This is a genomic window from Frankia sp. Hr75.2, assembly GCF_949319125.1.
GTDB classification, from domain to species: domain Bacteria; phylum Actinomycetota; class Actinomycetes; order Frankiales; family Frankiaceae; genus Parafrankia; species Parafrankia soli.
Map to the genome: position 1 here is coordinate 1 of NZ_CASGGV010000111.1, position 16,226 is coordinate 16,226.

Sequence of the window (16,226 nt, forward strand, 5' to 3'; positions counted from 1 at the left end):
GGACGAGGCGCCGAAGGCGGATTCGGAGTCGGGAGCCGGAACCGTCTCGGGAACGGGCCCGGGAGACGTCCCGGAAGCGGGACAGGAAACCGGCGCTGACGCGCGGCCGGCCGGCGCCGCGAGTGCCGCCGGTTCCGCGGAACCGGCCGGTGCCGCTGGTTCCGCGGACGCAGCCGGTGCCGCTGGTTCCGCTGGTTCCGCTGGTTTCGCGGGTGCAGCCGGTGCAGCCGGCGCAGGGCCGCGCGCCGCCTGGCTCGCGCTGCTGGTCCGGTCCTGGCGGCAGCTCACCAGCATGCGCACTGCGCTGGTGCTGCTCTTCCTGCTCGCGCTGGCCGCGGTGCCCGGCTCGCTCATCCCCCAGCGCAACCTCAACCCGATGAAGGTCGAGGAGTACTTCGCCGAGCACCCCACGCTCGCCCCCTGGCTCGACCGGTTCTCCGCCTTCAACGTCTTCGGCGCGCCCTGGTTCGCCGCGATCTACCTCCTGCTGTTCATCTCGCTGATCGGCTGTCTCTGGTCGCGGGTGCACTGGCACGCGCGGGCGTTGTTCACCGCCCCGCCGAAGGCGCCGGCCCGGCCGGGCCGGCTGCCCGGCGGCAGCACCTGGACGAGCCCGCTCGACGCCCCGGACGCCGTCGACCTGGCCCGTGGGGCGCTCCGCGGGCGGCGGTTCCGGGTGGCCGTCGCGCCTGGTGACGCCCGCCGTCCCGACGGCTCGCCGGACCACTCGGTCGCCGCGGAGAAGGGCTACCTGCGCGAGAGCGGCAACCTGGTGTTCCACCTGGCGCTCGTCGCGCTCCTCGCCGGGATGGGGCTGGGCTCGTGGTTCGGCTACCAGGGCACCGTCCTGGTCGTCACCGGCAACGGGTTCGCGAACACCCTGATCTCCTACGACCAGTACAGCGGCGGCGAGCTGGTGGACGCGGCCGGCCTGCCGCCGTTCTCGCTCACCCTCGACCAGTTCTCCGCCTCGTACCAGGACAACGGCCAGCCCGCGGACTTCCGGGCCGACGTCTCGTACCAGTCGGACATCGGCTCGCCCGTGCGCACCGACACGATCCGGGTCAACCACCCGCTGCGGATCGGCAGCGCGAAGATCTACCTGATCGGTCACGGCTACGCGCCGCACTTCGTCCTGCGTGACCCCGCCGGCGCGGTCGTCTGGGAGTCCTATGTGCCCTGCACGCCCCGGGACGGCATGTTCACCTCGACCTGCACGGTCAAGATCCCCGACACCGGCCTGCCGCCGGTGGGGGAGCGCCAGGAGCCGCAGCAGCTCGCGTTCAGCGGGGTGTTCACCCCGACCACCGTGCTGGACCCGGGGCACGGATACGTCTCCACCTTTCCGGCGGCGCGGGCGCCCGGGCTCACGCTCACCGGGTTCGTCGGGAACCTGCACCTCAACGAGGGCATCCCGCAGAACGTCTACGCCGTCGACACCCGGGACATGACCCAGTTCCCGATGACCGGGCCGGCCGGGGAGAAGCGGATCGCCCAGGTCGTCGCCCTGAACAACCCCGGGCAGCGGACGCTGACCGGCCTGCCGGGCGGCCTCTCGCTCGAGGTGGACGGCGTGCACGAGTTCGCCACGTTCCAGACCAAGTCGGACCCCTACAAGGGACTGGTGCTGGGCGCGTCCGTCGTCATCATTCTCGGCCTCGTCGCGAGCCTGCGGGTGCGGCGCCGCCGGGTGTGGGTGCGGGCGACCCCGCTGGACGGTGGCGGCAGCACGGTGGAGGTCGGCGGCCTCTCCAGATCGGACGCGCAGGGCTTCGCCGCCGAGCTGGCCGCCCTCAGCGAGGAGATCCGGCTCGACACCACCGAGGCCGAGGCCACCGCGGCCGACACCACCGCGGCCGACACCACCGCGGACGGGGCCGCCGCGGACGGGGAGAAGCCGGCCGCTGCCATGCCGGCCGACCCGGTCACGAGCACGACCATCAGCGCCACCAGCGAACGGGAGCCTTGATGCCGGTCAACGAAGGCATGGCCAATCTGTCCGACCTGCTGTTCGGGACGTCGGTCGCCGTCTACGCGGCGGGGATGCTCGGATACGCGGCCGAGTTCGCGTTCAGCCGGCTCGGCACGCCGTCCGGGAAGGCCGCCACCGCGGACGGTGACGGGCAGCTGGAGACCGCCGGCGAGGCCGGTGCGCAGGCCGAGAAGCAGGAGATCCTGGTCGGCGCCGCGACCTCCGCCACCGGCACCGCCGAGGCCGCCGGGAAGCCGGGCAGGCCCGGGAAGGCGACGCGGGCAGGGGCGGGCACCGCGGGCCTGGCGGACGCGGCCGGAGGGGCCGCGGGCTCGGACGTCGCGGCGGGCGGTGGCGATGCCGCCGGATCCGGGTTCGCGCCCTGGATCGGCCGGATCGCGGTGGTTCTGACGATCGTCGGCTGGGTGGCGCACGTCGGTTCGGCGGTCACCCGGGCGATCGCGGCGAGCCGGGTTCCCTGGGGCAACATGTACGAGTTCTCGTCCATGATCTGCCTGATCGCGGTGACGACGTTCCTGGCCCTGATGACCCGCCAGCAGATCCGGTGGCTCGGGGTCTTCGTGATGGTCCCGGTCGTGCTCTCCATGGGCTTCGCCGGCACGGTCCTCTACGTCGCGGCGGGGCCGCTCGTCCCGGCGCTCAACTCGTACTGGCTGCGGATCCACGTCGCCGGGGCGATCGTCGCCAGCGGTGTCTTCCTGGTGTCCGCTGTGACGACGGTCCTGTTCCTGCTGAAGGACCGTTGGGAGAACCGGCTGGCCGAGGTGGCCTCCGGCCGCGCCGAGGCGTCGCGAGCCATGCGCAGCCGGGGCGGGATCGTGATGCGCCTGCCGTCCTCGGCCACCCTCGACACGATCACCTACCGCGCGATCGCGTTCGCCTTCCCGATCTGGACGTTCGCCATCATCGCCGGGGCGATCTGGGCCGAGGCGGCCTGGGGCCGCTACTGGGGCTGGGACCCGAAGGAGACCTGGTCCTTCATCACCTGGGTGATCTACGCGGCGTACCTGCACGCCCGCGCGACAGCCGGGTGGCGGGGACGGCGCGCGGCGGCGGTCTCGCTGCTGGCCTTCAGCGCGCTGTTCGTCGACTACTACCTGGTGAACCTGGTGATCAGCGGCCTGCACTCGTACGCCGGGGTCTGAGGCACCGGCAACGGGTGGAACTGACCCCTGGGCTGCCGGCCGGGGGGCCGGCAGTCGGGGGGTCAGCCGCGGGCGGGCGGCTCGGGCTCGCCGCCGCGGATGCGGTTGGCGAGCTCCCGCAGGAACTCGGGATCGTCGTCCGGGCCGACGGGACGGACGGCCTGGCGGCGCATCCCTGTCCGGGAGACCCCGGAGCGGATGCGGCCGCCGGCGGCACGCTCGGTTCCCCATGGCCCACGGCCGCCGAACGCCGGGTGGTCCGAGGCCGCACGGCGCTCGTAGCCGTCGTAGCCGTGGGCGACGCGTGGCCGCCCGAACAGGAACCAGCAGACCGAGCCGAGGAAGAAGAAGACGATCAGCACGATCAGCCAGATCGGTTTGGGCACGACCTTGACCGCGTCCGCTGGAGTGCCGATCACGTCTATGACCGAAAACACCCAGACACCTATGATCAGGAATGTCAGCGCGAGACCCAGCACCGGCCGACCGCTCCTCTCACTCGCTGTGAGCGGCGCGCCGCCGCGCACCTGCCCGTGGACATCGCCGATCGGCGTGCCCCTGTCGAAGACGCACCGGCACCTCGCGGTCACCGGCGCTGGACTGTCCGCCCCCGGCCTCCCGGACCCGCTCTGTCGGATCCACGGCTTCCAGGATGAACGTCTCGTGTGTCCCTAGTGTGCCTCCCGGGTGGACGCCATGTCCCAGCGGTCCGCGAAGGCGCTGTTCACCGGTCGCGAATGTGACGCGCCAGACGCTTGGAGCGCCCTGGGACAGGGTACGACCAGCGGCCCTTCGCCGGCGCTGCAAAGATGGACGCCATGGCCTGGGCCGATCTCCGCGCGTTCCTCGCTCACCTCGACCGGAGCGGGGACCTTCGCCGGGTGCGGGTTCCCGTCGACACCCGCCTGGAGGTGACCGAGATCGTCACCCGGGTCGTCCGCGAACGCGGCCCGGCACTGCTCTTCGACAAGCCCCTCGGCTCCGACATGCCGCTGGCGATCAACGTGTTCGGCACCGAGGCACGGATGGCCGCGGCGCTCGGCGTCGACCGCCTCGACGACGTCGGCACGCGCATCGGCGAGATGCTGCGCCCCGAGCTGCCAGTCGGCTTCGGCGGCCTGCGTGACGCGCTCGGCAAGGCCGCGCAGCTCACCGCCCTGCCGCCGCGCAAGGTCCGCACCGCTCCCTGCCAGGACGTCGTCCTCAAGGGCTCGGACGTCGACCTGAACCTGCTGCCCGGCGTGCACGCCTGGCCGCGTGACGGCGGGCCGTTCCTCAACCTGGGGCTGACCCACACGAAGCATCCCGAGACCGGGGCGCGCAACCTCGGCATGTACCGGCTGCAGCAGCACGACGCCCGCACCGTCGGCATGCACTGGCAGATCCACAAGGACTCCAACGCCCACCACGCCGTCGCCGAGCGGCGCGGCGAGCGGCTGCCGGTCGCGATCGCGTTCGGCTGCGACCCCGCCGTCACCTACGCGGCGTCCGCCCCGCTGCCCGCCGAGATCGACGAGTACCTGTTCGCCGGCTTCCTGCGCCGCGAGCGCGTCGAGATGGTCGACTGCCTGACCGTCCCGCTCCAGGTGCCGGCGAACTCCCAGGTCGTGCTCGAGGGCTGGCTCGAGCCCGGCGAACGGCTGCCCGAAGGGCCCTTCGGAGACCACACCGGCTTCTACACGCCGATCGAGCCGTTCCCCGCGCTGCACGTCGACGTGATGACCATGCAGCGCGACCCGGTCTTCCAGAGCATCGTGGTCGGACGTCCACCGCAGGAGGACGGGCCGATGGGCAAGGCGACCGAGCGCATCTTTCTGCCGCTGATCCGGATGATGATCCCCGAGATCGTCGACTACGACCTGCCCGAGGCCGGGGTCTTCCACAACTGCGCGATCGTCTCGATCGAGAAGCGGTTCCCCAAGCACGCCCAGAAGGTGATGAACGCGGTCTGGGGCGCGGGCCTGCTCTCGCTGTCGAAGCTGATCATCGTCGTCGACGCCGACTGTGACGTCCACGACTACCACGAGGTCGCCTGGCGGGCGTTCGGCAATGTGGACTACGCGCACGACCTGCTCACCACGGTGGGCCCGGTCGACCACCTCGACCACGCCTCCTACGAGCAGTTCTACGGCGGCAAGGTCGGGGTCGACGCGACCCGCAAGCTGCCCACCGAGGGATACCGGCGCGACGGCGGATGGCCCGAGGAGATCGTCATGGATGAGGCCGTCCGGGACAGGGTGACGCGTCGGTGGAAGGAGTACGGCCTGTGAGCGACGCCGCCTTCGCCCCAGGCATGCCCGGGCGGGCCTCCGGCGGGCCGACGCACGGCCCGGTGCGCGCGTTCCTGCGGCTCGTCGTCATCGAGCACTCCGTCTTCGCACTGCCGTTCGCCTACGTGGCGGCGCTCGCGGCCTGCTTCGCGGTCTCGCGGTCGGTGCACTGGCGCGACCTGGCCCTCGTCACGGTCGCGATGGTGGCGGCCCGCACGTTCGCGATGGCCACGAACCGGATCATCGACCGGGCCATCGACGCCCGCAACCCGCGTACCGCCGGTCGCGAGCTCGTCACCGGAGTGGTGTCCGTCCGCACGGCGGTTGTCGGCTCGATCGTCGCGCTCGCGGTGTTCCTCGGCTCGGCCGCGGCTCTGTCCTGGCTGTGCCTGGCACTGGCCCCGGTCGCGGTGGCCCCGCTCTTCGTCTACTCCTACGCGAAGCGGTTCACCGACTTCCCGCAGGCGATCCTCGCGATCGCCCAGGCCGTGGCCCCGGTCGGCGCCTGGATCGCCATCACCGGCCGGTGGTCGTGGTCGGCCGTCCTGCTCGGGCTCGCCGTCGGCACCTGGATCGGCGGCTTCGACCTGATCTACTCCTGCCTGGACGCCGAGGTCGACCGGCGGATCGGGGTGCGCTCCGTTCCGGCGCGGTTCGGCGTCCGGGCCGCGCTCGCGGCCTCGGTCGTCACCCACGTCGTGACCTTCGCGCTGTTCGTCGTGTTCGGCCTGCTGGAGGACTTCGGTGCCTGGTGGTGGGCCGGCCTGGTGCTGACCGCGGCGGCCTTCTGCTACGAACACGCGATCGTCTCGCCGACCGATCTCTCCCGGATGAACCGCGCGTTCCTCACGGCCAACGGCTTCGTGGGGATCGGCCTGTTCGCCTTCGCGCTGGCCGACCTGGTCAGCCGCGGTCTGTCCGGCTGATCCACGGGATGTCCCGATCCGCCGCCGGCGCACCCGGCGGCCCGCCCGCGACGGGGGGCGATCCGCGGCGGCCCTGGGTCGTCGGGGTCAGCGGCGCGAGCGGAACGCCCTACGCCGCCGCCGTCCTGCGCGGTCTGCTGGCCGCCGATCTGCCCGTCGACATCGTGGTCTCCCGCGCGGCCCGGCTCACCCTGCTCGACGAGACCGGCATCGGCTGGCGGGACGGCGCCTGGCGCGACCCGCTGGCGAGCTGGCTCCGCACCCGGCTCGACGGCCGGCCCCGCGCCGACGCGGCCGAGGTGGCCGCCCGCGTCGACCGCCTGGTGGACGTCCACCCGCCCGACGACATGGGTGCGCGCCCGAGCAGTGGCTCCTACCCGACCCAAGGGATGATCGTTGTCCCGGCGAGCACCGCCTCGGTCGCCGGCATCGCCCTCGGCCTGTCCAAGGACCTGCTCCAGCGCGCGGCGGACGTCACCCTCAAGGAGGGCCGGCGCCTGGTCGTGGTGCCCCGGGAGATGCCCTACACCCGGGCCACGCTGCGGCACATGCTCGACCTGGACGCCGCCGGTGCCGTCGTGGCCGCGGCCAGTCCCGGCTTCTACGCCGGCGCCCGCGCCGCGGAGGACCTGGTGGACTTCGTCGCCGGCCGGGTTCTCGATGCCGCCGGCGTTCCCAACACCCTGTTCCGCCGGTGGACGGGCGAGCTCGGCGCCGCCCGCACCGCCCCGGCGCGTACAACAGACCTGGGGGACGGGCCGCGGCGCGCCCCGACCAGCGGATAAGGGACGGGCGGGAACGTCATGGCGAGAAAGAAAGCCGGACAGGCACGTGGCCGGAACCCGGCGTCCGCGGGGCCCGCGAAGCCTGCGCGGCCCGGGGCACCCATGGGCCCCGGGGCAGCGGCGGGTTCCGGGAGCCAGCGGCGGCCGCGCCGTGAGCCCGAGGTCGCCCCGGATCTGCGCGTCCAGCTCCCGTACTTCCTGATCCGGCTTGCCGTGCTCGTGATCCTCACCGTGGTCCTCATCGCGGTCGGGGTGGCCCCGCTGCTCAGCGTCCTCATCGGCTTCGCGGCGGCCGGGCTCCTCACCTGGCCGCTGGGCCGCATGCAGCGGCGGGCCGCGCAACGGTCCGCCGAGCGGGCCAGGGCCGAAGACTCCACCGGGAACCCGCCCGCTTCCCGAGGGTGACTGTGCATGGTTCGGGCAGCGACCGCGATCGGGCCTGCGGCGGGGATCACGGCACCGCTGGCGGACCGGGACGTCATGGATTGTCGGTCCGCGGAGCTACGCTGGATCGCATGGATGCCGGGCTCAAGCGCGAGATCGAAGCCAAAGTCCACGACGGTGCCCGGCTCAGCCGGGCCGACGGTGAGGCCCTCTACGCGAGCGACGACCTCGCCTGGCTGGGCGGTCTCGCGCACGAGGTGCGTACCCGAAAGAACGGCGACCAGACCTTCTTCAACGTGAACCGGCACCTCAACCTGACGAACGTCTGCTCGGCCTCGTGCGCCTACTGCTCGTTCCAACGCAAGCCCGGCGAGTCGGACGCCTACACCATGCGCATCGAGGAGGCCGTCCGGCTGGCGAAGGATATGGAGCCGGCCGGGATCACCGAGCTGCACATCGTCAACGGCCTGCACCCGACGTTGCCGTGGCGTTACTATCCGCGGTCGCTGCGCGAGCTGGGGAAGGCGCTGCCCGGCGTCGCGCTCAAGGCGTTCACCGCCACCGAGATCCACTGGTTCGAGAAGATCAGCGGCCTCTCCGCGGACGAGATCCTGGACGAGCTCATCGACGCGGGCCTGGAGTCGTTGACGGGCGGCGGCGCGGAGATCTTCGACTGGGAGGTCCGGCAGAAGATCGTCGGCCACGAGACCCACTGGGAGGACTGGTCGCGGATCCACCGTCTCGCGCACTCCAAGGGCCTGCGCACGCCGTGCACGATGCTGTACGGCCATGTCGAGGAGCCGCGGCACCGGGTCGACCACGTGCTGCGCCTGCGTGAGCTGCAGGATGAGACAGGCGGTTTCGCGGTGTTCATCCCGCTGCGCTTCCAGCACGACTCGGTCGGCGATCCCCGCAACCGCCTGATGAACCAGCCGATGGCGACCGGTGCGGAGGCTCTCAAGACGTTCGCGGTGTCGCGGCTGCTGTTCGACAACGTCGATCACGTCAAGTGCTTCTGGGTGATGCACGGGCTGACCACCGCCCAGCTGTCCCTGAACTTCGGCGTCGACGACCTCGACGGCTCGGTCGTCGAGTACAAGATCACTCACGACGCGGACGGCTTCGGAACGCCGAACACGATGACCCGGGAGGATCTTCTATCCGTGATCCGTGACGCGGGCTTCCGGCCGGTCGAGCGGGACACCCGCTACCGGGTCGTGCGCAGGTACGACGGTCCGGACACCACCCGGCGGGACAACCCCGTCTCGATCGACGCCTGACCCGGCGATGGCGCTCGAGGAGAACCCGGCCCGGTCGGGCGGCGGATCGCGGCCCGACAGCCCGGTCGTGGCCGGCGGGCCGGCGGCGCCCGGCCCGCCGGATCACGCGGGCGGGCCGGCGGGCCCGCCGCCCGGGCGCGCTCGCCCGGTCCGCCCGGTCCGCCCGGAGGGCGCGCCTGGGATGGGCTCCATCTTCGTGCTCGCGTTCCTGGTGATCCTGGTACCGGGGCTGGTCGCCTACAGCCTGCTGCGGTGGTGCGGCCTGGCGATCGGCCCGGCCGGCCTGCTCGGGCTGCTTGTGATCATCCTCGGGCTGGGGTTCTTTCCATCGGTCCTGCAACGGCTCGGTTGGGTGCGCCGCCGTCGGGGGCGTCCCGCCAGAAACCGGAGAGCATGATGTCCGCTGACGACGTGTCGCCGTCCGCTGGCGGCCACCCCATCGGCACGGGTGGCGCGGGTCGCGGGCGGGCCGGAGCCGCGCCGGGTGAGGGCGGGCTCATGGGGCTCAACCTCCGGTACTTCGCGCTGCGCGCGGCGATGTTCGGCGCCGTCCTCGGGGTGCTGTTCCTGGCCGGCGTGGGCGGCGTGCTGGGGTTCGCGCTCGCGGCCGTGATCAGCGGCCTGCTCAGCTACCCGCTGGCGCTGCGCCAGCGCCGGGCCGTCCTGGACAATGTCGCGGCGCGGCGCGGCGGCCGACCCTGGTGACGGCCCCGGGCGGCCTGGCTGACCACCGACCTGGTGGCGGGCCGGAGCGCCCGGAAGCGGCGGAGCGGCCGGAAGCGGCGGAGCGGCCGGGTCGGCCCAGGGTCGGCCACATCCAGTTTCTCAACTGTCTGCCGCTCTACTGGGGCCTGGTCCACTCCGGTGCGCTGCTCGACCTGGAGCTGACCAAGGACACCCCGGACCGCCTGAGCGACGCACTGGTCGCCGGTGACCTCGACATCGGCCCGATCAGCCTCGTCGAGTATCTCCGGCACGCCGGGGATCTCGCCGTCCTCCCGGATCTGGCCGTGGGCTCCGACGGGCCGGTCCTGTCGGTCGTCGCCACCAGCGCGCTCCCGCTCAGCGAGGTCCGCACCGTCGCGCTGGGCTCGACGTCCCGGACGAGTGTGCTGCTCGCGCGCATGCTGTTCGAGCAGCGGTGGGGGCTACGCCCGCAGTACGTGACCATGCCGCCTGACATCCCGCTGATGCTGCGTGAGGCCGACCTGGCCGTCACGATCGGCGATGTGGCGCTGCGGGCGACCTACGACGCGGAGCGGGCGGGCCCGGGCCATCCGCTGCGGGTGTTCGACCTCGCTCGCGAGTGGCGGGAGTGGACCGGCCTGCCGATGGTGTTCGCCCTCTGGGCAGCCCGGCGCTCGTTCGCCGCGGCCCATCCCGGCGTGGTCAAGGAGGTTCACGAGGCCTTCCGGTCGAGTCTCGACGCGGCCCTGCTCGAAGTGGACGAGGTCGCCCGGCGCGCGGCACGGTTCGAGGTGTTCGACCCCGCGACGCTGGCCCGCTACTTCACGACGCTCGACTTCCGGCTGGGTGCCCGCCAGCAGGCCGGAATCCTGGAGTTCGCCCGCCGCGCGGCGGCCCGTGGCGACGTGCCACCGCTCGGCGAGATCGTTTTTGCGTCGGTGTGACGCCGACTCTCGCCGCGCCCGCCGCGTCTAGTCATCCGCGCCGGGCGCGGCGGGCACGAATGCCCGAGTGGTGCGCCGGTGCCGGGAAGCGACCCGGATATCCCGGTCGGCGGCGGACCTAATGATCGCCGGCTTGCCGGGCCGCCCCGGTGACCTACTCGCAACGCCGCAATGGTGACGTATTAGACAGGCGGCCGGAATGCCTGGGAGATACCCACCGGGGGTGTGGCCCGCTGCGCACTGGCCGTCGCGAAACGCGCGATCCGGCTTTTGACGAGAGCGATGAGCCGAGGCGGTGTCGCCCGGCCACCCGGCGCAATCAGCATCTCGTCCAGGTTCGGTTGTTGCGCGGCTGCGGCGCCGCTCACGCCTGTCGCGGAAAGTGACGGTACTCCGTCGCTCTGCTGGTGGTTCCAGGTCGAGCGCGGGGCGGCCGCGCCACCCGAAGGTGCGATGCCGGCGCCGCGCCCCCGGCCCTCCATGTACCCAGCGTGATCGGCGGTGGATTCGAGCGGGTGGTCGACCCCGTCCTGGCTGTCCGCCGCGCCGGTACGGGCCGCGTGGGTGCCGGCCCGCAGATCCGAACCGGCGGAGCGCGTCGCCACCAGCCCCTGCTCCGCTCGGCGGCCGTCGAGCCCGGCCCGCCCCGCCGCGGGCTCGGACTCCTCGGCGTGCCGGGCGGCCGCGTCGATGAGGCTGTTGACGGCGAGTGTCCACGCACGCAGGCCCTCGTGGCCGGTCAGCTCGGTGAACACCGCGGCCTCCAGGCAGCAGGTGCTGGCCTTCGCGAGCTCGTCCATGTCGAGCAGGGAGATGGCCAGCAGCCCGGCCAGGTGGCCCGCGATCATGAAGAGGCGGAACTGCTGGTGCGGCAGCATCGGGGTGCGCAGGAGCTGGTCGACGAAGGCCTGCTGGTCGAGGACCTGGGCGGTGAGGTCGGCCGGGTCCAGCAGGTCGGCCGCCGCGATGAGGTCGGCGGCGAGCCGGTCGAGATAGTCGAGCTCGCGGTCTGAGCGCCGGTGGTCGAGGAGGTCACCGATCCGCCGGCGGGACTCGATCTCCGCGTCGGGCTGGCGGCGGTGCCGCTCGGTGCGCTCGGCGATGGCGGCCTCGCGCAGGTCGACGAGCGCGCCCCCGGCCTCCAGGGCCGCGTCGACCGCGGCGAGGACCGGCCGCGCCGGTATGCCCCGGCTGGGCTGTTCCAGCTGGCCGATGTACTGGCGGCTGTATCCGGTCCGCCCGGCCAGTTCGTCGCGGGACAGGCCGCGCTCACACCGGCGCCGCCGGATCTCCGTCGGGAGGATGTCCTCCGCGGTACTCGAACCCTGCCGGCCTCGGCTCCGTTGCCGCATCTGCGCCGATCCTTCCGCTGGCCGCCTGCTCACCGTTATGGGACGCGGCGGCACCTTCCCGCCTGGACGCGTGGTGCGGTCAGCCGACCGCGTTCACGCACCATACGGATCTGGTGCCTGCCGTCGTGTGCCTGGTGGGTTTCCAAGGGTGTGGCCCGTTCGGGTCACGGATACGAGACATCACCTTGTGTGATCAGAATACTCCGCCTGGCGCAGGTGACGACTAGGGGCCAAAGGTCCTAGACACGGAGAGTCGTCGTCGACCCGTTGGTGTGTGGTAGCTGTGTGACGCCGAATCTGATCACACTCCGTGATCGTTGCCTTGGATGACGGATTGCCCGTCGGGGCGTGCGGGGTGGGTTTGGGTGCTGGCTGGTATGCGCTCGGCGACCGTCCGGATCCCGTCCGGCGGCGACATCCCTGTTTTCCCGGAATCCACCCTCCGGTATTGTGAATCGATTGTGTCTTCAGTGTTTTTGATCGACGGATCGGAAATAGGGCCTGAAAGGCCCGCGCTCGCCGCCTGGTCGAGACAATTCGCCGCACCGGCCCGGGTATCCGCTCTGGGGGGCCCGTCAGGTGCTTCTGGGTGGGAGCGAACGGGTGGGGTACCCGGCGCGGTCGGGTCATACCGCGAAACCATCCCGAATGACGATGGGCACGACTCGCCCGCGGCGCGTACAAAAGACGAGTGATGGACTGCTGGCCGTCGACGGACGCGGAAGTCGGCGTCGCTGAAGTCGGCGCCGCTGAAGTCGGTCTCCCCGAAGTCGGCGTCGCGGGAGCCGGTCTCAACGGGGCCGGTCTCAACGGAGCCGGTGTCTCCGACGCTGAGGTGGCCCGCGCGCCGGCCGGGCGCGGCCGGTTCCGGCCCGGTCCGTTCCGCGTCGTGATCGCGGATGACGCCGACGGGCTGCGCGAGCTCCTCTGCCTCCTGTTCGACACCGAGCCGGACTTCACCGTGGTCGGCCGGGCGACGAACGGGGCGGAGGCCGTCGAGGTCGTCACCCAGACCGCGCCCGACCTCGTCCTGCTGGACGTCGCGATGCCCGTGCTCGACGGCATCGGAGCCCTGCCGCATGTGCGGATGGCGGCGCCCGACGCGCGAGTGGTGATCTTCACCGGCTTCTCCGAGAGCGCGCTGCGCGACGAGGTCATGGCCCTCGGTGCGGACGAGCTGATGGAGAAGGACCTGTCCACCAGCGCGCTGCTCGACCGGCTCCGGCAGATGTGCCGGCGCCCACGCCTCGTCTGAGCCCCACGGGCGAGCCCCGTCCCGCTTCGGCCCGGTTCTGGCCGTGCCGTCGGCTCGAATTCCCGGTCGTTCGCGCGTTGTGTGTGAGCCGTGACCCAGATGGGGTGTGACGACACAACCACGACGTCAGGGCGTCATCTGTGGGAGCATGGCCATCGTGACTGCCCGGGTCCATCTGCTGGAGCCGTCGGTCGGGCGAACAGACGCCCGTCGCCGACGCGCTGGCGCGTTCCCGCCGGCTGGGCCGTCACGGTCGGGGATCAACGTTATCCGGTTCATGCCCGGTGCCTCGACGGCCCCCTCGGCGCCGTCGGCGTACTCCGGCTCCGGCCAGCCGGGCCGGCATGGTCCGTCCGGCGTCCGCGGCGCGCTCGCGTCCCGGCCGGGTGACGTCTGCCCCGTCGACCTCCGCCTGGTCGCACGTCTGCACGTCGACCTGTTGCGCGTCTCCAGCGCCGGCTGTCGCCGCTCCCGCTGAACTCCGCCCGCGCCGGCGTTCGACGCCGTCGTGGACCCTGCTCACCGAGAGATCTCATGACTTCTCCTGCTCGACCCCCGCGTGCCGCGCGCCCGCAAAGCCCGTCCCGACCCAAGGGGCAGGGCCAATGGGCGCTGGGCTACTCCGAGCCGCTCAACCCCAACGAGCGGATGAAGAAGGACCAGGACGGCCTCGCCGTGCGCGAACGCATCCTGAACGAGTACCCGCACACGGGGTTCGACGGGATCGACCCGCAGGATCTGCGCGGCCGGTTCCGTTGGTGGGGGCTTTACACCCAGCGCCGGCCGGGGATCAGTGGCGGCCGCACCGCCGTCCTCGAGCCCGAGGAGCTCGACGACCGCTACTTCATGCAGCGCATCCGCCTGGACGGCGGCCGGATGACCTCCGAACAGCTCCGGATCATCGCTGACATCTCCACCCGTTACGGCCGGGACGTCGCCGACGTGACCGACCGCCAGAACATCCAGCTGCACTGGATCCGCATCGAGGACGTCCCGGCCATCTGGGGGGCGCTCGAGGCCGCGGGGATGACCACCGAGGAGTCGTGCGGCGACACCCCGCGCGTCATCCTCGGCTGCCCGCTGGCCGGGGTGGACGCCGACGAGGTCATCGACGCCACCGGCGTCATCGACCAGGTGGTGGAGCGGTTCGTCGGCGACACCACGCTGTCGAACCTGCCCCGCAAGTTCAAGAGCGCGATGTCGGGCTGCCCCGACCAGTGCACCCTGCACGAGATCAACGACATCGCCTTCGTCGGTGTCGTGCACCCCGAGCTCGGCCCCGGATACGACCTGTGGGTCGGCGGTGGGCTGTCGACGAACCCGAAGCTCGGCGTGCGCCTGGGCACCTTCGTCACCCCGGAGCGGGTGCCCGAGGTGTGGCACGGCGTCATCCAGCTCTTCCGTGACTACGGCTACCGGCGGATGCGGACCAGGGCGCGGCTGAAGTTCCTCGTCGCCGACATGGGCGTCGAGTGGGTGCGCTCGACCCTGGAGAAGGAGTACCTGGACGCGGCGCTGCCGGACGGCCCGGCGCCGCTGCCGCCCCGCAACGAGGGCCGCGACCACATCGGCGTCCACCAGCAGCGTGACGGGTTCTTCGCGGTCGGCTTCGCGCCGCGGGCCGGCCGCCTCACCGGGACGACGCTCACCGCCGTCGCGAACCTCGCCGACCGGTTCGGCCAGGGGCGGATCCGGGCGACCACCACCCAGAAGCTGGTGATCCTGGACGTCCCCGGCGAGAATCTCGACGCGCTCGAGGCGGAGCTGGCCGCGCTCGACCTGGTCGTCCGGCCGAGCGTCTTCCGCCGCGGCACGATGGCCTGCACCGGCATCGAGTTCTGCAAGCTGGCGATCGTCGAGACCAAGGGCAACGCCCGCGACCTCATCGTCGAGCTGGAGCGCCGGCTGCCCGACTTCGACGAGCCCATCGGCATCAACATCAACGGCTGCCCGAACGCCTGCGCGCGGTTCCAGGTGGCCGACATCGGCCTCAAGGGCTCGCTCGTCCCGGACGACAACGGCGAGATGGTCGAGGGGTTCCAGGTCCACCTCGGTGGCCACCTGGGCACCCGCTCCCGGCTGGGCCGGAAGTCACGTGGTCTCAAGGTGACCGCCGACGGCCTGGTCGACTACGTCGTCGGCCTGCTGGAGACCTACCAGGAACACCGGGCCGACGGCGACACCTTCGCCGACTGGGCGGAACGCGCGGACGAGGCGCTGCTGACCGGCGTCGGGTCCGGCTCCGCGTCGGCCGGCTCCGCGTCGGCCGGCCCGGCCGGCGGCCAGACCGAGGGCGGCGCGACGTGAGCGCCCGCGCCGTCCCGTTCTACTGCCCCTACTGCGGTGACGAGGACCTCGTTCCCGAGCCCGCGCCGGGCGGGACGGGCGAGGGCCACGGGCACTGGTCGTGCCGGTCGTGCCGGCGCGCCTTCCGGCTCAGTCTCACTGCGCTGGCCACAGCCAGAACAGGTTCGGCGAACGGCACCGTCGTGGCGCCGTCGGACGTGGAGGAGAAGAACTGATGGATGCCGCGCTGAAGGCCCGGGCACTGCGGGCCGGCGACGAGCTCGAGGGCGCCCCGGCGGAGGAGATCCTCCAGTGGGCCGCCGACGAGTTCGGCACCGGTCTCGTCGTCGCGGCGTCGATGGCCGAGGCGGTCCTCGTCGACATGCTCGCGCGCATCCGCTCGGACGTCCCGGTGGTCTTCATCGACACCGGCTACCACTTCGCGGAGACCATCGGCACCCGGGACGCCGTCGCGCACACCTACTCGTTGCCGATCATCAGCGCCCGCCCGCAGCTCACCGTCGTCGGTCAGGACGCCGTGCACGGGCCGCGGCTCTACGAGAGCGACCCGGACCTGTGCTGCCGGATGCGCAAGATCGTCCCGCTGGACCGCGCGCTCGCCCCCTACCGGGCCTGGGCGGCCGGTTCGCGGCGGGTGGAGTCCGCCGGGCGCAAGAGCCTGCCGGTCGTCGGCTGGGATCAGCGCCGCGGCAAGGTCAAGATCCACCCGCTGGCCACCTGGACGGACGAGGACGTCGAGCGGTACGTCCAGGAGCACAACGTGATCGTGAACCCGCTGCTCTCCGACGGCTACGAGTCGGTGGGCTGCTGGCCGTGCACCCAGCGCGGCGCCGGCCGGGACGGCCGCTGGGCCGGTACGACCAAGACCGAGTGCGGCATCCACTAGTTCGCTTGGCCC

17 protein-coding genes are annotated in these 16,226 nt (G+C 72.1%); 15 read left to right on the forward strand and 2 right to left on the reverse strand.

Annotation, left to right across the window (positions count from 1 at the left end; genetic code table 11):
• Together resB and ccsB are read left to right on the forward strand one after the other, a co-directional pair.
• Nucleotides 1-1,969 (forward strand): cytochrome c biogenesis protein ResB (gene resB / locus AC559T_RS09775; protein WP_498868530.1); only part of this gene is annotated, 1,969 nt, incomplete at its 5' end.
• Nucleotides 1,969-3,138, forward strand: coding sequence for a c-type cytochrome biogenesis protein CcsB (gene ccsB / locus AC559T_RS09780; RefSeq protein WP_498868531.1), 1,170 nt, complete (start codon nt 1,969-1,971; stop codon nt 3,136-3,138). The genes resB and ccsB, both read left to right, overlap by 1 nt.
• A 62-nt stretch (nt 3,139-3,200) precedes the next feature.
• Here the strand turns inward: ccsB and AC559T_RS09785 are convergent, their stop codons facing one another.
• Nucleotides 3,201-3,617 carry a PLD nuclease N-terminal domain-containing protein gene (locus AC559T_RS09785; RefSeq protein WP_498868532.1) on the reverse strand — a complete coding sequence of 139 codons (417 nt, stop codon included), beginning with the start codon at nt 3,615-3,617 and terminating at the stop codon, nt 3,201-3,203.
• Between the two features lie 339 nt (nt 3,618-3,956).
• On the opposite strand from AC559T_RS09785, the gene AC559T_RS09790 reads away from it, so the two are divergent.
• The 8 genes from AC559T_RS09790 (at nt 3,957) to AC559T_RS09825 (ending at nt 10,414) form a co-directional block, all read left to right on the forward strand.
• Nucleotides 3,957-5,408, forward strand: a complete 1,452-nt coding sequence (locus AC559T_RS09790; protein WP_112108485.1) for a menaquinone biosynthesis decarboxylase — start codon at nt 3,957-3,959, stop codon at nt 5,406-5,408.
• Nucleotides 5,405-6,334 carry a menaquinone biosynthesis prenyltransferase MqnP gene (mqnP, locus tag AC559T_RS09795; protein ID WP_200835441.1) on the forward strand — a complete coding sequence of 310 codons (930 nt, stop codon included), beginning with the start codon at nt 5,405-5,407 and terminating at the stop codon, nt 6,332-6,334. Before AC559T_RS09790 ends, mqnP begins: the two co-directional genes overlap by 4 nt.
• An 8-nt stretch (nt 6,335-6,342) precedes the next feature.
• Nucleotides 6,343-7,119 carry a UbiX family flavin prenyltransferase gene (locus AC559T_RS09800; RefSeq protein WP_020463537.1) on the forward strand — a complete coding sequence of 259 codons (777 nt, stop codon included), beginning with the start codon at nt 6,343-6,345 and terminating at the stop codon, nt 7,117-7,119.
• A 102-nt stretch (nt 7,120-7,221) separates the two neighbouring features.
• Entirely contained in the window at nt 7,222-7,524 is a 303-nt protein-coding gene (locus AC559T_RS09805) for a hypothetical protein (RefSeq protein WP_498868533.1), read from the forward strand.
• Between the two features lie 110 nt (nt 7,525-7,634).
• Nucleotides 7,635-8,783, forward strand: coding sequence for an aminofutalosine synthase MqnE (gene mqnE, locus AC559T_RS09810; RefSeq protein ID WP_041254931.1), 1,149 nt, complete (start codon nt 7,635-7,637; stop codon nt 8,781-8,783).
• 7 nt (nt 8,784-8,790) lie between these two features.
• A complete protein-coding gene (locus AC559T_RS09815; RefSeq protein ID WP_498868534.1) occupies nt 8,791-9,180 on the forward strand; it encodes a hypothetical protein in 390 nt (129 codons plus the stop codon).
• Nucleotides 9,180-9,488, forward strand: coding sequence for a hypothetical protein (locus AC559T_RS09820; protein ID WP_071066468.1), 309 nt, complete (start codon nt 9,180-9,182; stop codon nt 9,486-9,488). Before AC559T_RS09815 ends, AC559T_RS09820 begins: the two co-directional genes overlap by 1 nt.
• Before the next feature lie 14 nt (nt 9,489-9,502).
• The gene (locus tag AC559T_RS09825; protein ID WP_498868637.1) at nt 9,503-10,414 is read left to right on the forward strand and encodes a menaquinone biosynthetic enzyme MqnA/MqnD family protein; all 912 of its coding nucleotides are present in this window, start codon (nt 9,503-9,505) and stop codon (nt 10,412-10,414) included.
• A 182-nt stretch (nt 10,415-10,596) separates the two neighbouring features.
• Here the strand turns inward: AC559T_RS09825 and AC559T_RS09830 are convergent, their stop codons facing one another.
• Nucleotides 10,597-11,766 carry a helix-turn-helix domain-containing protein gene (locus tag AC559T_RS09830; RefSeq protein ID WP_112108473.1) on the reverse strand — a complete coding sequence of 390 codons (1,170 nt, stop codon included), beginning with the start codon at nt 11,764-11,766 and terminating at the stop codon, nt 10,597-10,599.
• Nucleotides 11,767-12,460: 694 nt separating this feature from the next.
• Here AC559T_RS09830 and AC559T_RS09835 point away from each other — a divergent pair.
• The 5 genes from AC559T_RS09835 (at nt 12,461) to AC559T_RS09855 (ending at nt 16,214) form a co-directional block, all read left to right on the forward strand.
• Complete coding sequence (locus AC559T_RS09835) at nt 12,461-13,021, forward strand: response regulator transcription factor (RefSeq protein ID WP_165938532.1); 561 nt, start codon at nt 12,461-12,463, stop codon at nt 13,019-13,021.
• A 277-nt stretch (nt 13,022-13,298) separates the two neighbouring features.
• The gene (locus AC559T_RS09840; protein WP_071066465.1) at nt 13,299-13,499 is read left to right on the forward strand and encodes a putative leader peptide; all 201 of its coding nucleotides are present in this window, start codon (nt 13,299-13,301) and stop codon (nt 13,497-13,499) included.
• Between the two features lie 56 nt (nt 13,500-13,555).
• A complete protein-coding gene (locus tag AC559T_RS09845) occupies nt 13,556-15,328 on the forward strand; it encodes a nitrite/sulfite reductase (protein WP_112108471.1) in 1,773 nt (590 codons plus the stop codon).
• Complete coding sequence (locus AC559T_RS09850; RefSeq protein ID WP_018505187.1) at nt 15,325-15,543, forward strand: hypothetical protein; 219 nt, start codon at nt 15,325-15,327, stop codon at nt 15,541-15,543. Before AC559T_RS09845 ends, AC559T_RS09850 begins: the two co-directional genes overlap by 4 nt.
• Complete coding sequence (locus tag AC559T_RS09855; protein WP_020463528.1) at nt 15,543-16,214, forward strand: phosphoadenylyl-sulfate reductase; 672 nt, start codon at nt 15,543-15,545, stop codon at nt 16,212-16,214. The genes AC559T_RS09850 and AC559T_RS09855 overlap by 1 nt, the downstream gene beginning before the upstream one ends.
• The last annotated feature ends 12 nt before the right edge of the window (nt 16,215-16,226 follow it).